Source organism: Pseudomonas sp. AM14(2022), assembly GCF_036346455.1.
Classification (GTDB): Bacteria; Pseudomonadota; Gammaproteobacteria; order Pseudomonadales; family Pseudomonadaceae; genus Aquipseudomonas; species Aquipseudomonas putida_A.
In genome coordinates, this window is record NZ_JAOTNY010000012.1 from 83225 (window position 1) to 107639 (window position 24415).

Annotated in this window: 31 protein-coding genes; all 31 read left to right on the forward strand. The window is 59.8% G+C overall.

Annotated elements, in window-relative coordinates; genetic code table 11:
- Positions 1 to 110 precede the first annotated feature (110 nt).
- The 31 genes from V3W27_RS21780 to V3W27_RS21930 all read left to right on the forward strand — a co-directional run bounded on the left by V3W27_RS21780 (position 111) and on the right by V3W27_RS21930 (position 24412).
- On the forward strand, positions 111 to 275 hold the full coding sequence (locus V3W27_RS21780) for a hypothetical protein (RefSeq protein ID WP_184315735.1): 165 nt from the start codon (positions 111 to 113) through the stop codon (positions 273 to 275).
- A gap of 327 nt (positions 276 to 602) precedes the next feature.
- Positions 603 to 926, forward strand: a complete 324-nt coding sequence (locus V3W27_RS21785) for a phage holin, lambda family (protein WP_122597479.1) — start codon at positions 603 to 605, stop codon at positions 924 to 926.
- A complete protein-coding gene (locus tag V3W27_RS21790) occupies positions 923 to 1309 on the forward strand; it encodes a hypothetical protein (protein ID WP_252143694.1) in 387 nt (128 codons plus the stop codon). The genes V3W27_RS21785 and V3W27_RS21790 overlap by 4 nt, the downstream gene beginning before the upstream one ends.
- Positions 1269 to 1451 (forward strand): hypothetical protein, encoded by a 183-nt coding sequence (locus V3W27_RS21795; RefSeq protein ID WP_047297581.1) that lies wholly within the window; start codon positions 1269 to 1271, stop codon positions 1449 to 1451. The genes V3W27_RS21790 and V3W27_RS21795 overlap by 41 nt, the downstream gene beginning before the upstream one ends.
- Positions 1452 to 1503: 52 nt before the next feature.
- Entirely contained in the window at positions 1504 to 1935 is a 432-nt protein-coding gene (locus V3W27_RS21800; RefSeq protein WP_108183185.1) for a proteasome subunit beta, read from the forward strand.
- Between the two features lie 8 nt (positions 1936 to 1943).
- On the forward strand, positions 1944 to 2543 hold the full coding sequence (locus tag V3W27_RS21805) for a hypothetical protein (protein WP_274129536.1): 600 nt from the start codon (positions 1944 to 1946) through the stop codon (positions 2541 to 2543).
- A 1-nt stretch (position 2544) separates the two neighbouring features.
- Positions 2545 to 4032 (forward strand): terminase, encoded by a 1488-nt coding sequence (locus V3W27_RS21810; RefSeq protein ID WP_330207516.1) that lies wholly within the window; start codon positions 2545 to 2547, stop codon positions 4030 to 4032.
- 8 nt (positions 4033 to 4040) lie between these two features.
- On the forward strand, positions 4041 to 5459 hold the full coding sequence (locus V3W27_RS21815) for a DUF4055 domain-containing protein (RefSeq protein WP_330207517.1): 1419 nt from the start codon (positions 4041 to 4043) through the stop codon (positions 5457 to 5459).
- Positions 5449 to 6492, forward strand: a complete 1044-nt coding sequence (locus tag V3W27_RS21820) for a phage head morphogenesis protein (protein WP_330207518.1) — start codon at positions 5449 to 5451, stop codon at positions 6490 to 6492. Before V3W27_RS21815 ends, V3W27_RS21820 begins: the two co-directional genes overlap by 11 nt.
- A 37-nt stretch (positions 6493 to 6529) precedes the next feature.
- The gene (locus tag V3W27_RS21825; RefSeq protein WP_330207519.1) at positions 6530 to 7111 is read left to right on the forward strand and encodes a hypothetical protein; all 582 of its coding nucleotides are present in this window, start codon (positions 6530 to 6532) and stop codon (positions 7109 to 7111) included.
- A gap of 114 nt (positions 7112 to 7225) precedes the next feature.
- Positions 7226 to 7936 (forward strand): hypothetical protein, encoded by a 711-nt coding sequence (locus V3W27_RS21830; protein WP_330207520.1) that lies wholly within the window; start codon positions 7226 to 7228, stop codon positions 7934 to 7936.
- A 12-nt stretch (positions 7937 to 7948) separates the two neighbouring features.
- Positions 7949 to 8917 carry a major capsid protein gene (locus V3W27_RS21835; protein WP_330207521.1) on the forward strand — a complete coding sequence of 323 codons (969 nt, stop codon included), beginning with the start codon at positions 7949 to 7951 and terminating at the stop codon, positions 8915 to 8917.
- A 50-nt stretch (positions 8918 to 8967) separates the two neighbouring features.
- The gene (locus V3W27_RS21840) at positions 8968 to 9552 is read left to right on the forward strand and encodes a hypothetical protein (RefSeq protein WP_330207522.1); all 585 of its coding nucleotides are present in this window, start codon (positions 8968 to 8970) and stop codon (positions 9550 to 9552) included.
- A 40-nt stretch (positions 9553 to 9592) separates the two neighbouring features.
- Positions 9593 to 9982 carry a DnaT-like ssDNA-binding protein gene (locus V3W27_RS21845; protein WP_330207523.1) on the forward strand — a complete coding sequence of 130 codons (390 nt, stop codon included), beginning with the start codon at positions 9593 to 9595 and terminating at the stop codon, positions 9980 to 9982.
- A 3-nt stretch (positions 9983 to 9985) separates the two neighbouring features.
- Positions 9986 to 10345, forward strand: a complete 360-nt coding sequence (locus V3W27_RS21850) for a hypothetical protein (RefSeq protein WP_330207524.1) — start codon at positions 9986 to 9988, stop codon at positions 10343 to 10345.
- Positions 10345 to 10920: an HK97 gp10 family phage protein gene (locus tag V3W27_RS21855; RefSeq protein ID WP_330207525.1), complete on the forward strand. Its 576-nt coding sequence runs from the start codon at positions 10345 to 10347 to the stop codon at positions 10918 to 10920. The genes V3W27_RS21850 and V3W27_RS21855 overlap by 1 nt, the downstream gene beginning before the upstream one ends.
- Positions 10917 to 11312: a phage tail terminator-like protein gene (locus tag V3W27_RS21860; protein WP_330207526.1), complete on the forward strand. Its 396-nt coding sequence runs from the start codon at positions 10917 to 10919 to the stop codon at positions 11310 to 11312. Before V3W27_RS21855 ends, V3W27_RS21860 begins: the two co-directional genes overlap by 4 nt.
- Before the next feature lie 63 nt (positions 11313 to 11375).
- Positions 11376 to 12536 carry a phage tail tube protein gene (locus V3W27_RS21865; RefSeq protein WP_330207527.1) on the forward strand — a complete coding sequence of 387 codons (1161 nt, stop codon included), beginning with the start codon at positions 11376 to 11378 and terminating at the stop codon, positions 12534 to 12536.
- A gap of 79 nt (positions 12537 to 12615) precedes the next feature.
- Positions 12616 to 13101, forward strand: coding sequence for a hypothetical protein (locus tag V3W27_RS21870; protein ID WP_330207528.1), 486 nt, complete (start codon positions 12616 to 12618; stop codon positions 13099 to 13101).
- A 2-nt stretch (positions 13102 to 13103) separates the two neighbouring features.
- Complete coding sequence (locus tag V3W27_RS21875) at positions 13104 to 13343, forward strand: hypothetical protein (RefSeq protein WP_330207529.1); 240 nt, start codon at positions 13104 to 13106, stop codon at positions 13341 to 13343.
- Between the two features lie 31 nt (positions 13344 to 13374).
- Complete coding sequence (locus V3W27_RS21880; RefSeq protein WP_330207530.1) at positions 13375 to 13731, forward strand: DUF2513 domain-containing protein; 357 nt, start codon at positions 13375 to 13377, stop codon at positions 13729 to 13731.
- A gap of 59 nt (positions 13732 to 13790) precedes the next feature.
- The gene (locus V3W27_RS21885; RefSeq protein WP_330207531.1) at positions 13791 to 14231 is read left to right on the forward strand and encodes a hypothetical protein; all 441 of its coding nucleotides are present in this window, start codon (positions 13791 to 13793) and stop codon (positions 14229 to 14231) included.
- A gap of 9 nt (positions 14232 to 14240) precedes the next feature.
- A complete protein-coding gene (locus tag V3W27_RS21890; RefSeq protein WP_330207532.1) occupies positions 14241 to 14540 on the forward strand; it encodes a hypothetical protein in 300 nt (99 codons plus the stop codon).
- 57 nt (positions 14541 to 14597) lie between these two features.
- Entirely contained in the window at positions 14598 to 17519 is a 2922-nt protein-coding gene (locus V3W27_RS21895) for a phage tail tape measure protein (RefSeq protein ID WP_330207533.1), read from the forward strand.
- 18 nt (positions 17520 to 17537) lie between these two features.
- A complete protein-coding gene (locus V3W27_RS21900) occupies positions 17538 to 18122 on the forward strand; it encodes a hypothetical protein (protein ID WP_330207534.1) in 585 nt (194 codons plus the stop codon).
- Positions 18122 to 18724, forward strand: coding sequence for a hypothetical protein (locus V3W27_RS21905; protein ID WP_097090050.1), 603 nt, complete (start codon positions 18122 to 18124; stop codon positions 18722 to 18724). The genes V3W27_RS21900 and V3W27_RS21905 overlap by 1 nt, the downstream gene beginning before the upstream one ends.
- Positions 18725 to 18726: 2 nt before the next feature.
- Positions 18727 to 19125, forward strand: a complete 399-nt coding sequence (locus V3W27_RS21910) for a DUF6950 family protein (RefSeq protein WP_330207535.1) — start codon at positions 18727 to 18729, stop codon at positions 19123 to 19125.
- Positions 19122 to 22166 (forward strand): phage tail protein, encoded by a 3045-nt coding sequence (locus V3W27_RS21915; RefSeq protein ID WP_330207536.1) that lies wholly within the window; start codon positions 19122 to 19124, stop codon positions 22164 to 22166. The genes V3W27_RS21910 and V3W27_RS21915 overlap by 4 nt, the downstream gene beginning before the upstream one ends.
- Positions 22167 to 22207: 41 nt before the next feature.
- A complete protein-coding gene (locus V3W27_RS21920; RefSeq protein WP_330207537.1) occupies positions 22208 to 22516 on the forward strand; it encodes a hypothetical protein in 309 nt (102 codons plus the stop codon).
- Entirely contained in the window at positions 22513 to 23175 is a 663-nt protein-coding gene (locus V3W27_RS21925; RefSeq protein WP_330207538.1) for a hypothetical protein, read from the forward strand. Before V3W27_RS21920 ends, V3W27_RS21925 begins: the two co-directional genes overlap by 4 nt.
- A 25-nt stretch (positions 23176 to 23200) precedes the next feature.
- Positions 23201 to 24412, forward strand: coding sequence for a hypothetical protein (locus V3W27_RS21930; protein WP_330207539.1), 1212 nt, complete (start codon positions 23201 to 23203; stop codon positions 24410 to 24412).
- Positions 24413 to 24415: the final 3 nt, after the last annotated feature.

Sequence of the window (24415 nt, forward strand, 5' to 3'; positions counted from 1 at the left end):
GAGGTAATTTTCCCATAGTGCACAAGTAACGCGAAACGCACACGAAACCCTAAACCCGGCCAGCGCGCCGGGTTTTTTATTGCCTCAAATTCAACCTTCTGGAGGTGCACGTGAAGCTGAAAGCCAAAGGCAATCTGTTGGAACGCGCCAGAACGGCTTGGGAGGCAGTCGCACGCCAAGTTGGCGAGACCGACTTCTCGCGCCATCCGCGCACCGGCGAGTATCTGCACCCCGGTGTCGCTCTGGGTTGGCGCATCCACAAAAAGAATCTGTAGTTTTACCTGTAGCCAGGACAGCCTTCGGGAAGGCCTGGACGTCGATAGCCGGATAGTGCGACGCACGGATCAACGCCGGCAGCCCGCGCACTCTGACCTCACAATGCTTTCAGGGTGGCGCGAGACACGATCAGCGAGATCGATGCAAAGGGGCGTCGACGTTGAGAAAGCCTTTGGCCGACAGCTCGGAAAGACGAGCGCACCTATTCAGGGGCCTCTGCACTTGCAGGGGCTTTTTCCGTTTTCGGCTCCCCACACCCATTGCTCCGAGCTGGGAGTGCAGCGGACGCCGGATTTATCAATCTCCCCATGGGGGAGGCAACTCGGATGCCTACCATGCCTGATAAGCCAGACACCTGGGCCAAGATCTGGCTGGCGTTGAGCAATCCGCTCTGGCAGGGCGCAATCATGGCCATCACCGTATCGTTGCTTCGCGTGATGTACGACGCGAAGGAAACCAGTAAGCGTCGGATCCTTTTCGAATCGCTGATCTGTGGATCGCTGAGCCTTGTTGCGTCCAGCGTGATCGAGTGGATGACCTGGCCGCCCAGTCTGTCGGTTGCTGCGGGAGGGACTATTGGGTTCCTCGGCGTGACAGCTATCCGCGAGCTGGTGACCCGCTTCCTCGGTCGCAAGGCGGATGCCGCATGAAAGCCTTCGCTGCAGCAATCATCATCGCCCTGGTCGGCCTGCTCCTCATTGGGATTCAGCAGTCGCGCGTCATCGCCCTTCGCGGGGAGGTGGCATTCGAAGCCAGCGAGAAGAAGAAGGCGGTCGATGCCAACCTTGAAAGCCAGGCCACGATCACCACCCTGCGCGCCGAAGCCCAGCGAAACGCCGATTACCAGAAAGACCTGAACAAGCGCTTACAGGCCAGTCAGGCCAAAGCCAGAAAGGCGGAGAAGAACTTTGAAGAACTCAAACGCAACAGCAAGCCTGTTCGTGATTGGGCTGCTCAGCCTCTGCCTGACGGCCTGCGCGGGAAAGCCGCCACTGGTAACAAAGACAGCGGCGGTAAGAGTCGAGCCCCCTGAGTTGGTGCCCTGTGAGCGCGTAGCTGATGAAGACCTCGCCGACAATGGCCAGCTGTGGGAGTTGAAGAATCAAGCCATCAATCTGCTCGACACCTGTGCAGACCAAGTGGACGCGCAGATCAAGCGCAGTCAGAGCAAGTAGGTCGCGACACGTTTCGCGAGAGTGCAAATTGTGTCGCGACACTGGAGAGAGAATGACCACCATTGCCTACAAAGACGGCGTTATCGCCTATGACTCGCGGCAGACCAGGTCAGGCGCGATCGTCTCAGATGATTGCCTGAAGTGCGCGACCGTGGATGGCGTCAGTTTCTTCCTGGCTGGAGCGGTATGTGACGAGAAGGCTTTGATTGCTGCCTACTTCGGAACCCCCTCGCTTGTTCCTGTGGAGTGTTCGGGCTATGTCGTCGATGGTGGCAAGCTGATGATGGTCGGCCACGACGACAAGACAGGTGTTTGGAAGCAGGAGCTCGACCCATCCAATCCTGACGCCATTGGCAGTGGCTCCGCTTATGCCTTAGCAGCGATGGATATGGGTGCAAACGCAGTGGGCGCGGTTCGTGCCGCCATGAAGCGAGACATCTACACCGGTGGCACTATCCGCACGATGACCATCAAGCAAAAATAAGGATCCCCATGACAACCAAGCAACCCGACTGGGAGGCGATCGAACGAGCCTACCGGGCAGGTTCGCTTTCCATCCGAACAATCGCTGAGCGCCAAGGCGTGAGCGACACCGCCATCAGGAAGAGGGCCAAAGCCCTTGGATGGGCAAGAGACCTTTCTGACCAGGTACGCAAAGAGGTTCGCAGCAAGCTGGTTCGCGGAGAGGTTCGCAACGACCAAGGCGCGAACTGCGAACTAGATGCAGAGATCATCGAAGAGGCCGCCGAGGAAGGCGCCCGGGTGGTTCGCAGCCACCGGCGAGACATTCGCAAGGCGACGAATCTTGCGAACCTGCTGATGGATGATCTGCTGTCGACCATCCAGCGCCGCGAAGAGATCGAAGAAGACATCGAGGCCGAGACCTCCGAAGACAACAACGGTATGCGCCGCGCCTCAATGCTCGCCGCCGTCTCGCTGCCCAGCAATTCCAAAACACTGTTCCAGCTTTCCTCTGCAATGAAGAACCTGCAGGTTCTGGAGCGTCAGGCATACAGCCTGGACGAGAAGGAGAAGACGGACGAAGCCGACGAACTCTCGAAGATGATGGACGAACTATCGAAGGACGCCTGACATGAAGCCCGAGCACATGAAGCTGCTCCGGGATAAGCGTTGGCGGTTGAACAATCTCTACTTCATCACCGACAAGGAGGGCAAGAAAGTCCGCTTCCGGATGACGGACGAGCAGATCGAATACTTCGACGGGATACATACCCGCAACATCATCCTGAAGGCTCGGCAGCTCGGCTTCACAACCGAGTGCTGCATCATCCAGCTCGACGCCGCTCTGTTCGAGTCGGCCAAGTGCGCGCTGATTGCTCACACCCTGAACGACGCTAAGCGCCTGTTCCGGGAGAAGGTGAAGTACGCCTACGACAACCTGCCGAAAGAGATCCGCGCCGCGAACCCTGCGAGCAACGATGCTGCCGGCGAGCTGGTATTCAGCAAGGGCGGCTCACTCTACGTCAGCACATCGTTTCGGGGCGGCACGCTGCGCTACCTGCACGTCTCCGAGTTCGGGAAGATCTGCGCAAAGTTTCCGCACAAGGCGCGCGAGATCGTCACCGGCGCGTTTGAGGCTGTGGCCACCGATTGCTTCGTCACGATTGAATCGACGGCGGAGGGGCGGGCGGGCTACTTCTTCGAGTACTCGCAGAGCGCCGAGAAACAGCTGCTGTCAGGCACGCCGCTCGGCAAGCTGGACTGGAAGTTCTTCTTCTTCAGCTGGTGGAAGAACAAAGCCTACTGGCTCGATTCAGCCGAGGCGATCATCCCGCAGCGCCTGACCGATTACTTTAACGAGCTGTTCGCAAAACACGGCATCGACACGAACCCGGGTCAGCGCGCCTGGTACGCGGCCAAGGAGAAGACCCTCGGCGACGACATGAAGCGGGAATACCCGTCGATCCCGGCCGAAGCCTTCCAGCAGTCGATCGAGGGCGCTTACTACGCCCAGCAGTTCACCAAGCTGTATGCCGCTCAGCGCATTGGTACGCTGCCAGACAACAGCCACCTGCCGGTGATGACTTTCTGGGACATCGGTGTCGGCGACTCCACGGCCATCTGGTTCGTGCGTCAGGTCGGCAACGAATACCACGTCATCGACTTCTACCAGAACAGCGGGGAAGGCCTGCGGCACTACATGAAGGTGCTCAAGGACAAGGGTTACACCTACTCCGAGCACTGGGGGCCGCACGACATCGACAACCGTGAGTTCGGCAGCGATGCCAAGACCCGGCGGGAAATGGCGCGCGAAGGCTATGAGATCGACGGCCAGCACTACCGCATGACGTTCCAGGTCGTGCCGAAGATCGGTGTGGACGATGGCATCGACCAGGCGCGAGAGATCCTCGCCCATTGCGCTTTTGACGAGGCGAAGTGCGAGGAGGGCATCACCGCCCTTGAGAACTACCGCAAAGAGTGGGACGACAAGAAGGGCTGCTGGAAAGACCGGCCGCTTCACGATTGGGCGTCTCACCCGGCGGATGCATGGCGTTACTTCGCGGTCGCAAAGAGCAAGCGCGTATCAGTCACGCACATTCCTGTCACATTCAGCTTCTGAGGCCATCCATGGCGAATTTCAGCACTCCCCGGGCAGAGTACGCACAAGCCCTGCCTGGCTGGCAGTTGGTGAAACGCTGCGTAGCCGGTGCGCGTGAGGTGCGCAAGCACGACGAATACCTGCCGATGCCAGACCCGGAAAACAAATCTCCGGAGAACCTGGCTCGCTACAAGCAATACAAGAAGCGGGCGATGTTCCTCAACATCACCGGCCGGACCCGCACCGGTCTGATGGGGGCGGTGTTCCGCAAGACTGCCGAGCTCTCGCTGCCAACCGCGGTGGAGTACCTGAAGGAGAACGCCAGCGGCGACGGTACCAGCCTTGAGCAGCTATCGAAGGAGTCCGTTGGCGAGTGCCTGGACAGCGGGCGAGGTGGCTTTCTGGTCGATTTCCCGACCGTGGCCACTGAAAGCGGTGTCAGCTCGATGGCCGACCTTGCCACAAAGCGCGCCCTGATCCACCACTACGACGCCCTGTCGATTATCGACTGGGACGAGCAGGTGATCGATGGCGTGAAGCGCCTGGTGTACGTGAACCTGCGGGAGTGTGTGTCAGAGTTCAACGCTACCGATTTGTCTCGCGAGACGTATACGCAGAACCGGGTTCTGCTGCTGGTCGATGGGCGATACATTCAGCGCGTCTACAAGGAGGGCGAGGAAAGTGTCGAGGAGACGCAGCCTACCGATAAAGCCGGCCAGCCCTTCGATCACATCCCGTTCAGCTTCTACGGCGCCCAGAACAACGACGCCAGCATCGACAAGTCTCCGCTGGAAGACCTGGCAGACGTCAACATCCTGCACTACGGCAACAGCGCCACGGTGGAGGAAAGCGGCTTCATCAGCAGCCAGCCGACGCTGTTTATCACCACCAGCATCGAATCCGACGAGTTTTCAAAACTGAACCCGAACGGCATGCACATCGGCTCGCGGCGTGGACACAACCTCGGCAAGTCCGGGTCTGCGGTCATGCTGCAGGCCACTGAAACCCAGCTCGCCCGAACCCTGATGAAGGACAAGGAAGAGCAGATGCTGATGATCGGCGCCCGCGTCGTTCAGAAGGGCAGCGGCGCCGAGACGGCAGAAGCTGTTCGAATCCGGTACAGCTCGGACAACAGCGTGCTGGGCACTATTGCCGGCAACGTATCCGAGGCCCTGAAGCGAGCCATCATCGACGCCGAGCGATTCATGATGGATGCACCGGACGTGAAGGGCACCGTGTTCTGGCTCAACCAGTCGTTCTTCGACGAGACGATGACCGCGCAAGACATCCTCGCCCAGGTGCAGTTGTGGCAGCAGGGCTTTATTGCGAAGTCGGACGTCCGGGTCAACCTGCGTCAGGGTGGCGTACTTGAGGCTGATCGCACCGACGAGAAGATCGACGAAGAGCTGGCCAGCGCGCCACCGGTAGGCGGAAACGATGAGCAATGAGGGCTTTCTTGAGGACGCCGCCACGCGGCACCAGATTTACGTCCAGCGATATGCCGGCGGAAACCTGAAGCGTGTGGCTTCGTTCATCAGCAAGGCCATCAAGACGGCAAAGCAGCGCGTTTCGGACGGCCTGAGCGCTTACGGCACGCGTCGGTACAACTCTCAGATCGAAACGCTTCAGGGCGACTTGCGGGGCATCTACGACGACCTCAAAGGGCGCGCTCAGCTGGATCTCGGCGAGTTCGCCACCTATGAGGCGCAGTTCAACGCGACGATGCTGGGCAAGGTTGTCCGCGCGGTGGTTCAGCTCAATGTGCCGTCGGCCGAGATGATCTCCGCCGCTGCACTGGCCGATCCGCTGCAGCTCGAAGCACGCAAGGGCATCCAGCGCATCAGCATCAGCGGTGCGCTCGACCAATTCGGAACCAAGAAGGTCGCCGAGATCATCGGCGAGATTCAGATCGGTTCCAGCCTCGGCGAGACGAGCCAACAGATCAGCCGACGCCTGACCAGCATTCACCAGTTGCAGCAGGATCAGGCCGGCGCACTGGTCCGGACCATGACCAACCACATCGCCAGCACGGCGCGAGTGGAGACGCTGAAGACGAACGACGACATTCTCGCAGGAATGCGCAGGGTGGCGACCCTGGACTCGAAGACCACGCTGTTCTGCATGAGCGTCGACCAGACGATTATCCCGTTGGATGGGCCGAAGCCGCCGTATCACTGGGGCTGCCGCACGACGCTGATTCCGGTGCTGAAGGACGAGTTTGCACGCGAGATCAAAGGCTCGACGCGGCCCTCAATCGGCCCTGACGGGGTGACGCTGGTGTCGAGCAAGACGAGCTATCAGGAATGGCTGGCTCGTCAGCCGGCGGCGTTCCAGCGCGACATTCTTGGTCCGAACCGGTACGCGCTTTTCAGTAAGGGCGAGCTGACCCTCGACAAGTTCATCGACGACAACGGCAAGACGCTGACTCTCCAGCAACTGAAGGATCTTGAGCCGCTGGCGTTCGAGCGCGCCGGACTTTAGAGTGGTGAATTGCCATCACTTTGGACTCTTGGTTCGCATGAAATGGATGTTAGGAATTGGTGCGCTGTTCGCGTGCGTGCTTTGTGGATTACTAGGGCTGATCGCCGGAATTAATATGAACCCGACGTCAACCGTGAAATTTGTACCCGACATGGGAAGTCTTGCGGACTGGATATCCGGTATTGGCTCGGTTTCGGCTGCCGGTGTTGCTCTTTACTTGGCCGACCGTCAACGAAGGGAGAACACCGCCAAGGTTGAAATCAGCCAGTACTTCACCAGCGACAACTTTACGATCGATCTCGTATCTACGGGTGAAAAGCCTGCGGTGATAAAAGGGATTTTTATACGATCTCCGCATGCTAAAAAACAAATGCTGCTTAATCGTTCGCCGTTATCTGGGTACGACAAAATAATTGGTCGTTATGAGTACGGCGAAACCAAGAGGCTGTTGATCGACGCGTCATTTTTCCCGTCCATTGCTTTCGAAGTTGAGCATGAGCTCGGCACCAAAAATTTCGACGGACTGCTGCTTGTGGTGGGTACCGCTACAGCAGAGTTTAGAGCTGAATTGAACGCCGATTTCTTACAGGAACTTCGCAAAGAGGCCGCCGAAGAGTAATTACAAGCAACAAACCTGAAGCTCTCATCGCTTTTTATTCACACAAGCCTCGTCCATGACGGGGCTTTTTTATGCCCGCAGGCAGGGCCTGCACCAAGTCTCTGGGAGACAGCAATGACCTTGAAATTCCAACTGGACAGCCTCGAAGGCGTCGACGAATCCATCCAGGCCCTGTACGTCGAGAAGGACGGCAAGTTCGTCCTCGGCATTGAGGGGCTGCCACAGCCGGAAGATGTTTCCGGCCTGAAATCCAAAGTTCAGGAGCTCCTGGACGAGAAGAAGGCCGAGGCCGACAAGCGCAAGGCTGCTGAAGAGCAGGCTCGACTGGATCGAGAAGAAGCGCTGCGCAAGTCCGGCAACGTCGAAGAGCTCGAAAAGTCCTGGTCCGAGAAGTACGCACGCCGCGAAGCTGAGCTGACCGGCCAACTCGAAAGCACCAACAGCACCCTTCAAGGCCAGATCCGGGATCTGACTGTGGGCCGCACGGCTACCGAGATCGCGACCACTTTGGCCATCCCTGGCAGCGCAAAGGCATTGCTTCCTCATATCGAACGCCGGCTCAGCGTTGAGCAGCGCGACGGTAAGCCAACCGTCGTCGTACTGGACGCGGCCGGCAAGCTCTCGGCGGCGACGCTGGACGAGCTGAAAGCAGAATTCACCAACGATCCGGCCTTTGGCCCGCTGATCGCTGGTAGCAAGGCATCGGGCGGCGGGGCCGGCGGTGCTGGGAAAGGCGGCGGGGCCGCAAAAGGAAACATCGGCGGCACCAAAGAGGAACGACAGGCCGCAATTGCGAGCCGGTTCCCAGACCTCCCTCAGAAATAAGGAAAATCACTCATGTCCCTGTCGCAAATGCAGGTCTTCAACGAATACGTAATGCCGGCGACCATCGAAACGCTGGACCAGATGCTGGTGGCGTTCAACGCTGCCAGCCGTGGCGCCATCCTGCTGTCGCCTGACGGCTTCACCGGCGACTTCCTTCAGGAGTCGTTCTTCCAGACCCTTGCCGCCGCCCAGCGTCGTGTCGATCGCTACGCCGCCAACGGTGCCGCACCGATCACCGACCTGACCGAGCTGAAGAACTCCTCGGTGAAGGTCGCCGGCGGCTTCGGCCCGATTCGCTACGAGCCATCGCAGATGACCTGGCTGGAGCGCCCAACCGCGCAGGGCATCGAAGTCGCATCGCGCGCGTTCGCCGAGATCTTGCTGAAGGATCAACTCAACACCGCGATCGCTGCGCTGGTGGCTGCCATCACCGCTCAGGCAGTCGCTGTGAACGACGTCTCCGCAACCTCCGGCATCAGCCAGGCCGCACTGAACAACGCTCACGCGAAGTTCGGCGATGCGAGCCAGTCGCTGGTCACCCAGATCATGCAGGGCACCACCTACCACAAGCTGGTCGGTCAGGCGCTCACCAACAGCGAGCAGCTGTTCCAGGCCGGCAATGTCCGCGTGGTGGACATCCTCGGCAAGATCTCGGTTGTCACCGACGCCCCGGCACTCATGCAGACCGGTACACCAAACAAGGAAATCGTTCTGTCCCTGGTGCAGGGTGCAGCGATGGTGCACGACGGCCGCGACATCATCAGCAACGTTCAGACCACAAACGGCAAAGAGCGCATCGAAACCACTCTCCAGACCGACTACACCTTCGGCCTGGGCCTCAAGGGTTACACCTGGGACACCACCGCCGGCGGCAAGTCTCCGACCGACGCCGAACTAGCGACCGGCACCAACTGGGACAAGACAGCCACCAGCATCAAGCACACCGCCGGTGTTGCTCTGATCGGTGATGCCTCCAAGTAACCCCTGACTGTTGAGCCGGGCTTTGTGCCCGGCTCCGCGAGGACATGATCATGAGCAACAAAATCTGGTATCTGCCCGGTCCGTTCCACCAATACCGGGAAAACGTAAAGGCGCTGGCCAAGGAGCGCGGCTTGCGCATCGTCGACGCGAACGTCACCGAAGACCGCGAGGGTGAAGCCTTCGATGTGCCTGAAGTGACACTGCGACAGGCTGCTCCCGCGACGGTTCTGGTGATCGATGGCCAAAGCGGTGTTGAAGGCGCAGCGCTGCAGGAGCTGATCGGCAAGTTGAATGCAGAGCGCGACGGCATCGTGCTGCTGATCGAAGCGGCCGAGGGTCTCGCTCCACTGGAACATCCTGGCGCCGGCGAACTGCCGATTCGTCTGTTCGATGCATTGACCTCTATTCACGAAGGCATCGCCTCACTGAAGAGCAAGCGCGATGAACTGCTGGGTGAAGTTGATTCGCTCCGCGCAGAAGTCGCGCGGCTGACTCCTGGATCGCAGAACAACGGCTCAGCTCTCGATGATCTTACCGTCGTGCAGATCAAGGAACAGCTCGACGCCAAGGGCGTGACCTACAAGGTCAACGACTCGAAGCCTGAGCTGCTCGCGCTGCTGAAGGCCAACCAGTAACACCCGGGGCTTCGGCCCCACTCATTCAAGCGGAGGCCTGATGGCTACCTACATCACCGTGGCGGACGTGGACGCCGAGCTCGGGCCTTCATGGGCACCAGACGACAAGAAGGCCCGCGCCGTGCTGCAGGCGAATGCTTATTTGACCTCGCTCAACCTGGTCGGCATCGAAATGGACGCCATTCCCGACGAGGTGAAACAGGCCGGCGCCGAGCTGGCGGTTGTCGCTTCTGAGGGCAAGCTGTACCAGCAGCAGACCGAGGGATCGCTGGAGGCCAAGACTGTAAAGGCCGGATCGGTGACCACCAGCAAGACGTTCGCCTCGATCGACACCAGCAAATCCACCGCGCTCCCCGATGGCGTCCAATTCGCGCTGGGGCTTCTCGCGCCTTGGCGCGCCAGTGGCTTCAGCTTCAACGTGTACAGGTGACCCATGGCCCTACGTGAAGAGATCCAGGCGGATCTGGCTGAGGCCTTCGACACCGATCTGGCGGACGCCGTGAAGCCATTCAGCGGCGGCGTGACGCTGCCGGGAACCTGGGATCCGGTCAATGAGGTGGCCGGCGAACCCGTTGTCATCGCCTACACCGGTCGCGGCGTATTCGACGCCTTCAAGATTGCCCAGGTAGACGGTGTGAACATTCGCGCAACAGACCAGCTGCTGATCGCGTTGACCAACGAAACAATCGGCGGGGTCCCGGACATCGGCCACAAGATCAACGATTTCGACGTGGTCAACGTCCAGACCGACCCAGCTGGCGCCCATTACGAGATCCAGCTGAGGAAAGTCTGATGGCCAACAAAGCGGGCTGGAGCCATAGCCTCACGGAGTTCGCCGACCAGGCAGGCGAGGACATCACTCAGATGGCGCGCGTGATCGCGACCGCCATGCTCACCGAGGTGGTGAACCGCTCGCCGGTCGGTAACCCTGACCTATGGCAGGCCAACGTGGCGCTGCGCACGAAGAACGTAGCGCTGGCTGATGCTTATGACGCGAACGTCGACGCACGCAACGCTGCGCGCACCGGTGGCAAGGCCTTCAAGAAGCTGACCAAGCGGGAGCGCGAAGAGAACTACTTCGTCAAAGCGCAGGCGGCTGGGAAGGGGTATATCGGCGGCACATTCCGGGGCAGCCACCTGGTCTCAATCGGCTCTCCGGACATGACCGTAACCGACAACATCGACCCGTCTGGCCGCGAAACGATCAGCAAGGGCAGCATGCTCATCAAGGCCTCGGGCAAGTTTCCCGTGATCTATATCCAGACCAACAGTCCCTACGGCGAGATGCTGGAGCTGGGGCATTCCACGCAGGCGCCCGGCGGGGTCTATGACCTCGCGTTCATTGGCGTATCCGAGGCCTACACATGACCTTTGAGCAAATCAGGGCGCTCATCACCGCGCGCATGGTCGCCTTCACCGGCGTTGACCAGGCGCGGATCGATTACCCGAACCAGCCGGAAGTGTTCACGCCGCCGGCGACCGGCCTCTGGTGCCGGCTGAATATCCAGTACGCCTCGGCCTTCATGGCTGGCATGGCCGACCGTCCGTACACCCGCAAGCCCGGGCAGATCAGCATCCAGTGCTTCGCCCGTGAGCGCACCGGAACCAAGGCCATCAACGAGCTGGCCGACTCGCTCGAAGCGCACTTCGCCTACTGGCAGTCCGGTGACCTTGAGTGCATGGAAGCCAGCCAAGTGGTCGCCGGCGAGTTCGAGGGCTTCTACCAAATCAACGTCAACATCCGGTTTCGCGCCGGCTGACAGCGAAGCAACCGCCACGCCCGCGCCTGCGGGTTTTTTTATGCCCGCGAATAGGAGGCTCCAATGAGCTCTGGCGCAAAAGTCGTTTCACACATCATCCCCGAGGTGACGCCCGGCGTTACCCCGACTGGCACCTGGGACACGCTGCGCCTGACCGGCAACGCGCTGACCCCCACCGTCAACACCCAAGTCAGTGACGAGATCACCGACACTCGGCTGAGCCAAGGCTCGGTGGCCACCAGCATCGATATCGGCGGCGACCTGACGGCGGAGTTCTCGTTTGGCTCGTTCGATCAGCTGCTGGAGGCCGCTTTCTACGGCAATTGGACCGGTAACGTGCTGAGCGTCGGTGACACCCGCCACACCTTCAGCATCGCCAAGGGTTACGACGACGTCGGCGTCTACGGCGTGTTCAAGGGCGCGCACGTCTCGACCTTCGCGCTCGACATCCCGTCCGACGGTAAGATCACCGCCACCTTCAACATGGCGTGCCTGGACTACGCCGATAGCGAGACCCCGATCGTCGTCTCGCCGAACGCACCGACAACCACCCCGTTCCTATCGAACAACAACGTCGGCACGATCCTGGTGAACGGCCAGTCGCTGGAAGGCGTGGCCTGCGTCTCGGCCATGACCGTCAACCTCGACAACAGCCTGCAAACGCAACGCTGCCTCGGCTCTGACAGTCTCGGCCCGGGCGCACACATTGCTACCGAAGCAGCGATCACCGGCAGCATCACGCTCGCCTGGTCGAAGCGGGCGTGGGAGATCTGGAAGAACACCTTCACTCGCGCCCCGATCGGCGTCGTGTTCCCGATCACCGACAGCCTGGGCAACAAGTACACCTTCAACTTCCCGGCAGTGGAAGTGGACGGCGAACTGCCTAATGGTGGCAAGCGCGACCTGATCGAGGTGACGCTGAACTACACCGTTGCCAAGGTCAGCCCGACCATCACCCGTGTTCCGTTCGTGCCGGTGACCAGCGTCGCGGTGGCGCCTACGACCGCATCCATTGTGGTTGCCGCGACTCGTCAGCTCACTGCGTCGGCATTGCCGGCCGAAGCCGCGCAAAACGTCACCTGGTCCAGTTCGGCGCCGAGCGTCGCCACTGTTAGCTCTTCTGGCCTGGTCACCGGCGTTTCTGCTGGCTCCGCGACGATCACCGCCACCAGCGTGTCGGACGTCACCAATACCAGCACGGCGGCGATCACCGTCACTGCATAAACCAGCTCGACCTTTGGCAGCCCCGGCATTCACGCCGGCCGGGGCGGCCCTTTTATTGGCGCGGCGTTGAGGAATTACCATGGCTCTGCAACTGGGCAAAAAGAAGCCGGCAGTCACCGGCGAGCGCTGGGCGAACTTCGACAAGGACACCAAGGTGCTGCTGGCCGGCATCGACAACCCTGAGTATCAGGTTGCGCTTGAGCGCATGCGCCGTCGCATTCAGCGCAACGATGCGCGGTTTGAAGAGGGGCAGGTGGGCGTGGTCGCCGGCGAGAAGACCGAGCACCAGAACCACTCGATGCTGCTGGCGAGCTTCATCGTGAAAGACTGGGATGGCGTACTCGACGCCGAGGGCAACCCGATCAAGTACAGCCCGGCGATCGCCGCCGAGCTGCTGGAGACCAATATCGAGTTCTTCGTCTTCGTCCTGCGCGAGGGTACAGCTGCAGCCAATGACGCCGCTGAAGAGCGAGCTGAGTCGGTGGGAAAGCCGTCTGCCGCTTCGAGTGGGAACAAGAGTGGGGCGGGGAAAGCGAGAAGCGCCGCGCGGTCTACGCGCGCCTGAAGATGGCCGTGCCTGACGAGCCGGAGAACGACCCGATCACCGCCTATCTGCTGAACCTCTACCGCAACGTGTCTCGCGGTCGCCGGTACATCGCCGGCATGGCCGAGGCGTTCCCACTGCCACTGTCGGCCCGGGAGATCTCCGACTGGCTGGAATCGCATCCGTCGCCGCTGCCGCGCGATGAGATCGACGATGTGATGTTTGCGCTGGATGCGGTGTGTTTGTCCGGCGACGATGGTTAGAATGGAAATTCATAGCCACGGAGAGGAAGACATGCAGCGTAATTGGGACCTGATCAGGATGATCCTCTTGGACCTTGAAGAGGCGAATGGTGAGCATCGAAAGGCCGAGGAAATGCCGCCGTTCCCGGCTGACTGGGTGGCTCTTCACATGAAAATGATGGAAGAAGGCGGCTTGATCGAGGGCAATGACCCTGGATTCCTCAGCGGCCCTCCCCAGTTCTTTGCGCTTGGGCTGACATGGAAAGGGCGCGAGTTTCTCGACAGCATCAGAACCCAGTCGGTTTGGGATAAGACGAAAGGACTTCTGAAAGAAAAGGGGATTGGGCTGACACTCGACACAATCAAGGCCGCAGTGGTTACCGTGGTAACTCAGCTTTTGAAGTCTTGATTTTGTCGAGTCCCTCTGGTTGATGCTAGATTCCCCCTTCAAACAGGGAGGGGGTGTCTTTGAAAAGACAAATCGCATTTGGTGTTGCATTCCTGCTGCTTGCCGGCTGCGAAACAACTAGGGTCGCGCCCGAGAAGGCCGCTCAGGTCTCAGCAGAGGATGTTTTCGCTTTCGGCAAGCCAAGCGCAGCAGATGACGCGCGCATTGTTTTTACGCAAGACGCTGGCGCCTTGAGCTGCCTTGGTGCCGGCATGCAGGTGTTCTTGAACGAAAGGCTTGCTGCAGAAACGAGTAGCGGAAAATCGGTGAAGCTTTACCACAAGCCTGGCCCTGTTCAACTGAGCATCAAGAACAATGCCGGATGTGCCGGCGGTGATCTGCGTGGGCTATTGCTTGACCTGAAGCCAGGCTACTCGTATTCGGTTCGCGGGTACCGCGGCATGTGGGACAAAGCGGAGCCGCTTCTTACCGCACCAGAGCCGTACAAGTACGCGAAGTAGCGAGGACTTATGAGAACGATATTCGCCGCACTCATTGCTGTAACTGCGCTTTTTTCGATGTCGGCGCAGGCCGCCGAAAGCTCCTGCAAGAAAATTTCTGCCTTGGCAGGTGAGGCAATGACTGCTCGTCAAAAAGGTGAGCTGCTCGAGGACTCGCTCGACAAAATTGGTGATGGCAGCAAATTCGCCAGAGGCGTCATTCTCAAGGCTTACGAAAAGCAAGTCATGATCACAGACACCATGAAGGAAGAAGCAGTAAAAGAATTCCGCAATGAGGCATATCGAGTCTGTCTCAATGCGAACAGCTGAATCAGCACCCAATGAATAACCCGCTCCGGCGGGTTTTTTTGCGCCTGGAGAAAGACAATGGCTCAGACATCCCGCCTCGTTCTGGAAATCGATAGTCGGGACGCCGAGCAAAAGGCTGCCGACACTCGAAAGGCACTTGAGGCGCTCGAGGGGGCAGGCCTTCGTGCCAAGCCGGTGATGGACAAGTTGGCCGACGGAATCGACAGCGTTGGTCAGTCCTCCGAAACAACGGGCAGGAAGGTAAAAACGCAGAAAGAGCAGTTGGAAGAGCTGCTGGGCAGTATTGATCCTGTGACCCGAAAGCTGGGCGAACTGGACAAGCAAGAGAAGGAACTGGCTAAAAACCGGAAGCTTGGCTTGATCGACGCGGATACCTTTTCCGAATATCAAACGAAGATCAATACCACGCGAGCAGATCTCGGGCGATTCAACTCGGATCTTGGCAAAGCCGGCATGACGGCGAAGGCAACAGCTGCCGCATTGCGGGGAGTTCCTGCGCAGTTCACTGATATCGCCGTATCGCTGCAGGGCGGTCAGGCGCCACTCACCGTTTTCCTACAGCAAGGTGGGCAGCTTAAAGACATGTTTGGGGGTGTTGGGCCGGCAGCAAAAGCGCTGGGCGGCTACGTCCTCGGCCTGGTAAATCCTTTCACCGTGGCTGCGGCAGCGGTAGGTGTGCTCGGTCTGGCCTACTACCAAGGCTCGAAAGAGCAGGATGCTTATCGCCTTTCCCTCGTAACAACTGGTAATGCTGCCGGCACCACGACGCTCGCGCTGTCTGAAATGGCCAAGCGCGTCAGTGGAACCGTCGGCACTACGGCGGATGCTGCCGCGGCGCTTGCGCAGCTCGCCGGTACAGGGAAGATCGCCAGTTCCAGCTTCGAGCAAATCGCAACTTCCGCCATCGCCTACGAGAAGGCGACCGGGAAGGCAGTGTCAGAAACCATCGCAGAGTTTGTGCGGTTGGCGGACGACCCGGTGAAGGCAGTCGCTGAACTCAACAACAAGTACAACTTCTTGACCGCTTCGGTATATGAGCAGGTCCGAGCGGCGCAGGAGATGGGCGAGAAGGAGGCCGCTGCAGCCATCGCTCAGGAAGCTTACGCCAAGGCTTTGGGTGAGCGAGCCGCAACTATGAAGTCAAACTTGGGCTCGCTCGAAAAGGCATGGAACGATCTTGCTGGCGCCGCGAAGAGTGGTTGGGATGCAATCCTCGGTATCGGTCGCGAGTCGAACAGCGGTCCCGACGTAAAGGCGATTCAGCAGAAGATCAATTACCTGAAATCTACCCTTGATACTGGTTATGAGGACGACAACACGAGAGAGCGGATCGCTTCGCTGCAGGCCGAGCTCGATGCCTACGACAAGAAGTCGAAGGCTGAGCAGAAGGCTGCTGACGATGCCGCCCGTGCAGCCCAGGTTCAGCGTGATGGGCAAGTGGCTTACGAGGCTTTTGAAAAGAGCCTTGAGCAGAACTTCACCAAGCGCCAGAAAATGAACAAGGCGCTTGAGGATGAGGAGAAACGCATCAGCGCTGCCCGCGCAGCCGGCTATTCGATTACAGCCGAGCAGGAAGCGGCAGCGCTCAAGGCAATTCGCGAAAACTCCATCTACAAGGAAGCCGCCGAGAAGAAACCGAAGGCTTATACCGAAAACGCCGGCATCAAGGCGCTCGATCAGGCTAAACAGCAATACGCCGTTCTTCAGCAGCAGACCTCACTGATCGGCGTGCAGAAGGGCGAGGTCGATAAGCTCGGCGCTGCCGGTCAGGCGCTTGTGAAGTGGGAGCAGGAACTCTCTGACATCAAGGGCAAGCAGACTCTGACGGCCGACCAGAAGTCGTTGTTGGCCAACCAGGAGCTGATCACCGCTCAACTGAAGAAGAACGCAGCGCTCGAAAAGGAAAACGCGCTGCGCAAGATCGCTTCCGATGAGACGCAAAAGCTCGCCGCTTTTCAGACCAACCTTGCGAGCCAGTTGGCGAAGGCCAAGACCGGGCTGGACAACAATCTGGCCGGCATGGGAATGGGGGACCAGCAGCGACAGCGTCTGCAGGAACAGCTCAATATCCAGCAGCAGTACCAGTCTCAACTGGACGCACTGGAGCAGCAGCACAACGAAGGACGGATCAGCGACAACCTGTACAACCAGGAGACTGAAGCCCTGCGTTCGGCGTTGCAAAGTCGCCTCGCGATGCAGCAGCAGTATTACTCGGACGTGGACAAAGCCCAATCGGACTGGTCGCTCGGCGCTTCATCGGCGTTTCAGACCTACTCCGAGCAGGCCCGCGACGTTGCCAGCCAAACCCGCAACCTGTTCACCAATGCCTTCAGCAACATGGAAGACGGCATCATCCAGTTCGTGAAGACCGGGAAGCTGTCGTTCAAGGATCTGGCGGACGGCATCATCGCCGACCTGATTCGCATCCAGGTGCGTCAGGCAGCGGTGGGCATCTTCGGCACGCTGTTCAGCGGGCTGGCTGGTGCTGGTGCGTCTGCTGCTGGTAATGGCTTCGCGGCTGGATCGGCTGCTGCCACGTCCTCCAGTCTGGGCGCATCGGCGGCCGGTTACAGCTCGAAGTACGGCTTTTCCGACGGTGGTTATACCGGCGACGGCGGCAAGTTCGAGCCGAAGGGTGTGGTACACGGCGGTGAGTTCGTGGTGCGCAAGGATGTGGTCAGCCAGCCAGGCGCCCGGGAATTCCTCGAGCGCATGAATGCGAACTCGAAGGGGTACGCGGATGGCGGTTACGTCGGATCGGCTGCCGTAACCAAGAAGTCCAATGTCGTGCCGATATCCTCGGCGTCTTCCGCTGCCCCGGTCATCCAGCAAAGCTTCAGCTTTCAAGGCACTCCAGATGACGCCACCGTCAACATGGTCAAGGAGGCCGCGATGCAGGGGGCGAAGGGGGGCTACGAGTTGGTCGTGCGCGACCTGAAACAAAACGGAACCATCCGCCAGCTGATCGCGCGGCGATAAGTCTTTAAGGAGTACCGCATGGCTCTCACGTGGCCGGCTTCGCTGCGCCCGTCAGAAATGACGTGGGGCATCGTCAACAACAGCAGGGCGTTCACTTCGACACTCTCGAACGCCCAGCAAATCATCGGCTACCCGGGCGCCTACTGGCAGTGCACGCTGACCTTCGGACTATTGACGAGGGGCCAGGAGCGCGAGCTGTCGGCGTTCCTCGGGCGGCTCGACGGCATGATGGGCACCTTCAACCTTCCGGCCTTCACCAGGAGCAGGACGAACAGCGTCGGCGCACTGACGGTGGTCACCGGTAACGCTCAGGCGAGGACGATGATCATCGGCGGCGCAACGGCGAATGCCCCGGTTTTCAGCGCCGGCGACTACATCACCATCGCCGGCGAGATGTTCGAAGTCACAGATCCTGCATCAGCAAATGCGCAGGGCAGGGTGACTGTGCTGCTCAACAAGCGGATTCGCAAGACGCTCACGGCCGGTGCCGCTGTCGAGTATCTCAACCCGTACTCGGAAATGCGGATGACCTCTGACACCTGGTCCATGTCGGTGCGCCCCGTGGTCTCGAACGGCAGCTATCAATTCAGGGAGGCTTTCTGATGCCCTCAGCATTCCCGTTCAGCCAGAACGTGGTGAACATCATCGCAACTGGCCGGTTCATGCCGGTGTACGCCGTGCAGCTCGACTTCGTTGACGGCATGGTCTTCGCGCATACCGGCACCGGCGACCTGGTGGTTGACGGCATCACCTATCAGGGCGTTGGCAATTTTGGCCAGGTCAGCCAGTCGCAGGAAAGCGACAACTCCGGTTCGCCGATGTCGGTCGAACTGACCCTCAGCGGCCTGGATGCCTACATCCTCTCCGAGACGAACGTACGCGGTTGCCGCGGCCGGATGGCCAAGGTCCTGTTCGTGGTGTTCGACGAGGCTGGCAACTACGCGGCGGACATCCTGTTTTCCGGAAGGATGGACGCTGCCAAGTTCTCGTTCGCCGGCAACGGCCAGGACGGCAACAGCATCACTGTGCCCGTAGTTGACCGGATGGCCGAGTGGAGCCGCACCGGTACCGAACGCTTCACCGACGAAAACCACCGCGCGCGCCATGACGGCGACCGGTTCTTCTACGCCATCGCCCAGATGTCCGAGTGGCCCATTTACTGGGGCTCGAAGAAGGACGCACCGACATTCACCTATGGAAGTTAGCCATGCGCTACCGAGACTGGACAACCCGTCTAAACGACGTGATCAAGGCCGCCCAAGAGCGGCCTTTTTCATGGGGCGAATTTGACTGCTGCCTGTTTGCTGCGGACTGCACGGCGGCGATTTGTGGCGTCGATCCGGCCCAGAACTACCGCGGCAAATACACAACGGAAACCGGCGCCAAGCGGCAGCTGAAAAAGCAGCACGGCAGCCTCGAGGCGGCATGGGATGCCCATTTTGCAAGGGTGCCGCTGACGTTCATCCAGCGCGGTGATGTGGTGCTGTACGACGCGCCCGGCGGCCGAAGCATGGCTGTTTTCTGGGCTGGCGATTATTGGGCAACAACCGACGACGGCGCAGCCCGTGTCGTATGCGAGCCACTGGCCGCGTGGAGGGTTGAATGAGCGGCGGCGTCAGAAAACTTGCCTCGGTTGTGGTTGGTGCGGTTGTTGGTTTTGCCCAAGGTGGCCCGTGGGGCGCGGTCGCCGGCGCTGCGCTGGCCTTCTACGCATCTGAGCAGCAGGAAAAGCTCAACACCAAGTCGCCACTGCGCGACAACGAGCCGTCGGCGCAGACCGTTCGGTCGTCGAAGGCGCCGGTCCGTTTCATCCTCGGCCGCGTTTCCACCGGTGGCGTGCTGGTCTGGGCGCAGGAGCAAGCCGGTGCGCAAGGTGAGGGCGAGTGGCTGCACCTGGTGTACGTGCTGTGCGAGGGCCCGATCACCGCGCTTGAAAACATCTACCTGGGCGAGGAAGAGATCGGCAGCTACGGCGCGCAGGCGACCTATGAGCTGGTGGTCAATCCGACTCAGGTGAACGCTTTCCTGAAGGCCAACTGCCCAGACTGGAAGGACAGCCAGATCGGCAGGGGCCTGTCGTTCGTTAGGGTATCGCTGCAGTACAGCGCAGAGAAATTCCCGTCGGGCATCCCGGATACCCGTTTCGTGGTGCGCGGCCGCAACGACGTTTACGACCCGCGCACCGGTACCGCTGTTTACAGCGCCAATACCGCGCTGCACTTGCTGTGGTTCCTGCGTGCGCGTTGCGGCGTGCCGGACGACGAGATCGTGTTCGAAACCTTCGCCAGTGCCGCGAACGTGTGCGACGAAGCGCTGACCAATGCCGATGGCTCGACCAGCCAGCGCTATCGCAGCGGTTGCGTGATCGGTGCGGACGAGCAGCGCACGGGTGTGCTGCAGAAGCTTGAAGCGGCCTGCGGTGGCCATCTGATTCGTGTTGGTGGTCGCTGGATGCTTCAGGCGGGTGCGTACTACGGCCCGTATGACTTCGAGATCACCGAGGACATGGTGATCGGCACAGTCACCGGCAGCACCGAGCCGACCAACGACTCGGCTATCAACACCGTCCGGGGTACGTTCATTGATCCGTCGCAATCGTGGACGGAAACCGACTACCCGGAGGTCGGTGTTGCTCAGTGGATCGTTGAGGACGGCGGTGAGGCGGCAGAAACGCTGACCTACTCCTACGTCACCGATCCGTATCAGGCCCAGCGCCTGGCGAACATGGAGTTGCGCCGGCGCCGCGCGGGCGGGGCGATCAGCATTCCGATGAACTTCGCCGGCTACAACTGCCGGCCGGGGCGCGTGGTGCGGGTAAACCTGCCGTCGCTGAACATCTTGGGCGAGTTCATCGTTTCGGACTGGTCCATGGGCGACAGCGAAGGCTGCACTGTCCAGGTCAAACAGTACGAGGCGGCGATCTTCGATGATGCCGTGGGCCAGCCGTACAACCCGATCGGCTTCATCAATCTGCCGGCCGGTGGTCTCGGCACCCCCAGTGCGGTCACTTGGACGCAGGACACCACCGCCGAGGTGACTCAGGGTGTGCTTTCGTGGCTTCCACCGACAGGAATCGTAAAGGAATACATCGTCATCGTCCGGCAGGGCGATACCGCAGTTCAGTCGCACAACGTGCCGGCTACCTCGACGGAAATCGCCATCAACGGCCTGCCGTCTGGCAACTACACAATGAGTGTGGCGGCGGTTGGGCCGATGGCGCGTTCCGGTGAGGCAACGATCACCGTCAGCATCAACGGGCCGCCCATTCCAGAAAGCTGCGTGGTGCAGTCCTCGATCGACAGCATCGTGCTGATCCCAAGCAACTCGCAAAACGGCCTGAATGGAGGGACCTACGAATACTTCTTCAGCACTTCGCCAACGGCAACGTCTGCGGATGCCGAATATCTGGGGCAAGGCCTGACCTTCACCCACAACGGGCTGGGGTTCTGGACCAACTACTACTACTTCATCCGCTCATCGAACGCCTACGGGAAAAGCTCCTTTCTATATGTGCCGGCTCAGACTTCAAACGATGTTTCGGCATACCTTGCGGCGCTGGCCGGGAAGATTGGTCGCACAGAGTTGGGACAGGATATTGTCGACGAAATCGACAAAATCCCAGGCTTGCAGGATCAGATCGATGCGCTCGACGGATTGAAGGGTTACAACCCCGACGATACGTACGAAGAGTACGACCTGGTCGTGCAGGGCAAGCGTATCTATCAGGCCACCGGCCCGGTGCCGGCGAATACCCCACCACCCAATCCGCTCTATTGGCTTGATGTTGGGCAAACCGTTGAAACCACCAATGGGCTTGCCCAGCAGGTGGCCACGAATACCACCAAGATCACCGAGCTTGACGGTGTAGTCACGGCAGAGGCGACAGCGCTTCAGGCACTGCGCGCGGCTTCACGAGATGACAGTGGCGAGGGCGAGCTGGCGGATGCTCTGAAAGGCTGGACCAGCACTGCTGCGATCGTCGCGGAAGAGAAGGTCAGAACCTCCGAAAACGAAGCATCCGCTCGACGCCAGACTGAACTGACCGCGGTGGTGGCCGAAAACTCGGCAAACGTCACGCTGCTTGAAGAAGTAGTGGTCACGAACCAGCAGGCAACTGCTCAGCAATTGAGCCAGCTCAGCACCACCGTCGGAGATCAGCAAACCGCCATCCAGCAGAACACGTCGATAGTAAATGACGTGAACGGCAGGGTATCGGCGAGCTGGTCTGTGAAGATGCAGTACAACTCTGGGACTGGTCAGTACATAGCTGCCGGTATCGGCCTCGGTATCGAGAACGGCCCGGCAGGCCTTCAAAGCCAGTTCCTGGTGAGTGCCGACCGGTTCGCCATCGTCAACACGATTGCCGGCGGCGCGATATCAGCGCCGTTTGCGGTGCAGGGCGGTCAGGTATTCATGAACTCGGCCTTCATTCAAGACGGCAGCATCACAATGCTGAAGATCGGCCAATACCTTCAATCCGACAACTATATCCCTGGAACACTTGGCTGGAGGCTGGATAAAGCCGGCAACCTAGAGTTCAACGGTCCAGCGCCGGGTGGAGGTCGTTTAACGATGACCAACCGAGCCATCAAGGTTTTCGACCAAAACGGGGTGAAGCGCGTGCAACTTGGAGATCTCGACGCATGACTTATGGAGCGAGAGTCTGGGACGAGAATGGCAATCTAGGGATGGACACCAACAGCTTCACCTACCAGGTGTTGTGGCAGGGCGTGATTGATTTCAGCGGTACCACGCCCAGCTACACGCTGAACATTCCGGGTTTCAACCCTGCCAACTGCGCGTTCATGATCATCCCGACGAGGGCGCAGGATGTGCAGTCATCGGAAGCTGATGGCTTGGGAAACAGCAAGTCTTACCCGTATGTGACCACCTCGGCTGGCCAAGTGATTGTGAGGAACAAGAACCCATCGGCCAGCGCTTCGACGACCGCAACGCGAATTGTCGCCAAAGGCTACGCAATCAGGTACGGGGTATGACTTACGGCTTTCAGAGCATCAACGACAACGCATTCGTCCAGATCGATTCCGAAGCTCCACGATTGTGCGTTTTGACGAAGGGAAGTTACTCCGGAACCACCAACGCATCCGGCGTTTTTGCCAGGGCTGTCACAAGCCAAGACCCACCGATTGTTTTCATCCGACCAAATCAGACTGGCGCCATTCAGGTGCCGATATCGGTCTGGTTCACAGGCGGGCCAGGTAATTGGACTGGTTTCACCATGAAGGCATCAAACGTGGACTCGACGCTTAGCGGGCAGTATTTCGTCGCCGCGTGGGCTTCCATGGGGACCGCTGCCTACGGGATGAGGCTATGGGACGGCGCCGGAACGTTGATTTATGACAGCGGCGCACCGGCCGTGGTTGTGACGTTCGCCGCCGGCAACTGGACGTATGTCGGGAGCGAGGTGCTTGTGGTGGGGCGCCGATACATCTGGTCAATCAATAAAGCCTTGGGAGTCGGCGAATACGTTTCCTTGAACCCATTTGCGATGAACTGCCACAACGACGCAACCGGTGGGGGCTGCGCCTTGGGCGTCGACTATGCGGGCGGTCGAATCATGATGTACAGCCTGGCTACGACCGCCTGGACCGATCAGGGCCACCGCCCATTTCTCTGCGCCAAATTGCTGGCCTGAGCCAAACTTCTTCTGGAGTAATTCGATGCCCTGGTACAAAACCGGGACGGTTTCTGCCGTCCAAAATTCCAATGCGGTGATCGGCGCCGGTACCGCCTTTATTGCCAACAGCCGAGTCGGTGACGCGTTCCGCGGCCCTGACGGCGGTTGGTACGAAGTCACCAACATTGCCAGCGACACGGCGATGTCGATTGCGCCGCCGTACCAAGGCGCAACCAACACATCTGGGGCTTACGCGCTGGCGCCAATGCAGGGGTACGTAAAGGATTCTGCTGATGCACTTCGCGCGCTGGTCAATCAGTTCGGTACGCAGCTCGCCGCTCTGACCGACACCGATGGCCTGCCCGAGGGCTTAATCAACAAGTATTTCACCGACGCGCGAGTAAGGGCTGCAACCCTGACTGGATTCACGCTGCCGAGCGTGGCATCTGCTGTTGTTGCGACCGACACCGTTCTCTCTGCCTTGGCGAAATTGCAATTCAGCAAGGCCGGCAAAGGGCAGAACTCCGACATCACCTCTTTGGTCGGGCTCACTACACCAATTTCCCGAGAACAGGGCGGGATCGGCGGCGCGCTGGGCTTTATCGAAGGTCTAAGCCTGGTCTGGGTGTCAGGAACGAGTATCGCAATCCGCCCCGGTAGCGCGTACGTGCCGTCAGTGGCCAAGGTTGTTACCTACGCTGGCGGAACGATCAATCCGATGACGGTGGGGGCGGTCAACACTTTCATCCACCTTTACCTTACCGATGCTGGTGCTATTGAGCAGTCCACTACTGCTGCGCCGGCGCGGTATTACAACCAGGCGCACCAGAAAACAAATGACAACTCTCGCCGGTACATCGGTTCGATTCTGATCAACACCAACGCAGCGGGGGCTTATCAATTCGCCCATCGCCTGGCCGACAGCTCGATCATGTACACGGTGGCCAATCCGGAAAGCACCACATTCCGCCTGCTCAGCGGTGGGACCTCGGTCGCGGCATTCAATACGCGCACCATCGCACCGGTTACGGCGCACACGTTGGAGGCGGCTTGGCAAAACGTCGGAACCGTCTCGGTGAAATTTACCCCCTCTGATGCGGGCACGCCGATCGCGTCCGGATGGATGGTATTCGTGCCGCCGGGTGCCATTTTCAATGGTCGCTGTCCGATCGCCTCAGACGGCACCATTACTTACAGCGCAGCCGGTGGCGGAAGCGCCAACTGCTACTCGCTCGGCTACTACTTCGACAGGTGATGA

Excerpts from the sequence above, each read along its gene's own strand:
- V3W27_RS21820 (WP_330207518.1), top strand. The coding sequence starts at position 5,449 with ATGAGCAATGAGGGCTTTCTTGAGGACGCCGCCACGCGGCACCAGATT.
- V3W27_RS21865 (WP_330207527.1), top strand. The coding sequence starts at position 11,376 with ATGAGCTCTGGCGCAAAAGTCGTTTCACACATCATCCCCGAGGTGACG.
- V3W27_RS21925 (WP_330207538.1), top strand. The coding sequence starts at position 22,513 with ATGACTTACGGCTTTCAGAGCATCAACGACAACGCATTCGTCCAGATC.
- V3W27_RS21905 (WP_097090050.1), top strand. The coding sequence starts at position 18,122 with ATGCCCTCAGCATTCCCGTTCAGCCAGAACGTGGTGAACATCATCGCA.
- V3W27_RS21915 (WP_330207536.1), top strand. The coding sequence starts at position 19,122 with ATGAGCGGCGGCGTCAGAAAACTTGCCTCGGTTGTGGTTGGTGCGGTT.
- V3W27_RS21840 (WP_330207522.1), top strand. The coding sequence starts at position 8,968 with ATGAGCAACAAAATCTGGTATCTGCCCGGTCCGTTCCACCAATACCGG.
- V3W27_RS21860 (WP_330207526.1), top strand. The coding sequence starts at position 10,917 with ATGACCTTTGAGCAAATCAGGGCGCTCATCACCGCGCGCATGGTCGCC.
- V3W27_RS21805 (WP_274129536.1), top strand. The coding sequence starts at position 1,944 with ATGACAACCAAGCAACCCGACTGGGAGGCGATCGAACGAGCCTACCGG.
- V3W27_RS21790 (WP_252143694.1), top strand. The coding sequence starts at position 923 with ATGAAAGCCTTCGCTGCAGCAATCATCATCGCCCTGGTCGGCCTGCTC.
- V3W27_RS21815 (WP_330207517.1), top strand. The coding sequence starts at position 4,041 with ATGGCGAATTTCAGCACTCCCCGGGCAGAGTACGCACAAGCCCTGCCT.
- V3W27_RS21880 (WP_330207530.1), top strand. The coding sequence starts at position 13,375 with ATGCAGCGTAATTGGGACCTGATCAGGATGATCCTCTTGGACCTTGAA.
- V3W27_RS21830 (WP_330207520.1), top strand. The coding sequence starts at position 7,226 with ATGACCTTGAAATTCCAACTGGACAGCCTCGAAGGCGTCGACGAATCC.
- V3W27_RS21845 (WP_330207523.1), top strand. The coding sequence starts at position 9,593 with ATGGCTACCTACATCACCGTGGCGGACGTGGACGCCGAGCTCGGGCCT.
- V3W27_RS21910 (WP_330207535.1), top strand. The coding sequence starts at position 18,727 with ATGCGCTACCGAGACTGGACAACCCGTCTAAACGACGTGATCAAGGCC.
- V3W27_RS21900 (WP_330207534.1), top strand. The coding sequence starts at position 17,538 with ATGGCTCTCACGTGGCCGGCTTCGCTGCGCCCGTCAGAAATGACGTGG.
- V3W27_RS21835 (WP_330207521.1), top strand. The coding sequence starts at position 7,949 with ATGTCCCTGTCGCAAATGCAGGTCTTCAACGAATACGTAATGCCGGCG.
- V3W27_RS21810 (WP_330207516.1), top strand. The coding sequence starts at position 2,545 with ATGAAGCCCGAGCACATGAAGCTGCTCCGGGATAAGCGTTGGCGGTTG.
- V3W27_RS21850 (WP_330207524.1), top strand. The coding sequence starts at position 9,986 with ATGGCCCTACGTGAAGAGATCCAGGCGGATCTGGCTGAGGCCTTCGAC.
- V3W27_RS21895 (WP_330207533.1), top strand. The coding sequence starts at position 14,598 with ATGGCTCAGACATCCCGCCTCGTTCTGGAAATCGATAGTCGGGACGCC.
- V3W27_RS21930 (WP_330207539.1), top strand. The coding sequence starts at position 23,201 with ATGCCCTGGTACAAAACCGGGACGGTTTCTGCCGTCCAAAATTCCAAT.
- V3W27_RS21785 (WP_122597479.1), top strand. The coding sequence starts at position 603 with ATGCCTACCATGCCTGATAAGCCAGACACCTGGGCCAAGATCTGGCTG.
- V3W27_RS21920 (WP_330207537.1), top strand. The coding sequence starts at position 22,208 with ATGGACACCAACAGCTTCACCTACCAGGTGTTGTGGCAGGGCGTGATT.
- V3W27_RS21800 (WP_108183185.1), top strand. The coding sequence starts at position 1,504 with ATGACCACCATTGCCTACAAAGACGGCGTTATCGCCTATGACTCGCGG.
- V3W27_RS21870 (WP_330207528.1), top strand. The coding sequence starts at position 12,616 with ATGGCTCTGCAACTGGGCAAAAAGAAGCCGGCAGTCACCGGCGAGCGC.
- V3W27_RS21855 (WP_330207525.1), top strand. The coding sequence starts at position 10,345 with ATGGCCAACAAAGCGGGCTGGAGCCATAGCCTCACGGAGTTCGCCGAC.
- V3W27_RS21875 (WP_330207529.1), top strand. The coding sequence starts at position 13,104 with ATGGCCGTGCCTGACGAGCCGGAGAACGACCCGATCACCGCCTATCTG.
- V3W27_RS21890 (WP_330207532.1), top strand. The coding sequence starts at position 14,241 with ATGAGAACGATATTCGCCGCACTCATTGCTGTAACTGCGCTTTTTTCG.
- V3W27_RS21825 (WP_330207519.1), top strand. The coding sequence starts at position 6,530 with ATGAAATGGATGTTAGGAATTGGTGCGCTGTTCGCGTGCGTGCTTTGT.